At 57.4% G+C, this 564-nt stretch carries 1 protein-coding gene; it reads left to right on the forward strand.

Features of this window, described 5'->3' with window-relative positions; translation table 11 throughout:
- Positions 1 to 371, forward strand: a 371-nt coding sequence (locus EOA27_RS39400; protein ID WP_145970944.1) for a transposase, incomplete at its 5' end; no start/stop codon positions are given.
- Positions 372 to 564: the final 193 nt, after the last annotated feature.

The following is a 564-nucleotide window of genomic DNA, read 5'->3' on the forward strand; positions in this document are numbered from 1 at the left end:
TTGGTGCTGAAGTCGCTGCGGTTCTCTGGTCGGAGGGGCTCTTCCGCCGCTTCGATAATCGCCGCCAAGTCGCTGCCTATGCTGGCCTGGCGCCTACCCCTTGGCAGAGTGGCTCTGTAGATCATGAACAAGGTGTCGGGAAGGCTGGTAACCCGCGACTTCGGACAGTCATGATCCAGCTGGCATGGCTATGGCTACACCATCAGCCGAATTCTGCCCTCAGCACATGGTTCATGGAGCGCGTGCAACGAAACGGGGGGCGCGGGAAGAAAACCGCGATAGTCGCGCTGGCAAGAAAGCTTCTTGTAGCTCTCTGGAAATATGCCGTTCATGGAGTGGTCATTGAAGGCGCAAAGCTGAAGGCGGCCTGATTGACGAAAATCGTCTCAATCTCCCGCAGTGGTGCGGGCAGATCCAGACAGGACAAACCGAAGGGTGAATATGGCGTCACGCGCCGACGAGAAGAAGGGTTTTGTCCTACCGAGCCTCCGCCTACGAAAGCGGGATTTTGGTGCGGCCGACAAAAAGCGGCGACCGTATGTGAGTTTGGAACTGGTGGAAGTG

Origin of the sequence: Mesorhizobium sp. M2A.F.Ca.ET.037.01.1.1 (genome assembly GCF_003998075.1) — a bacterium.
Lineage (GTDB): Bacteria > Pseudomonadota > Alphaproteobacteria > Rhizobiales > Rhizobiaceae > Mesorhizobium.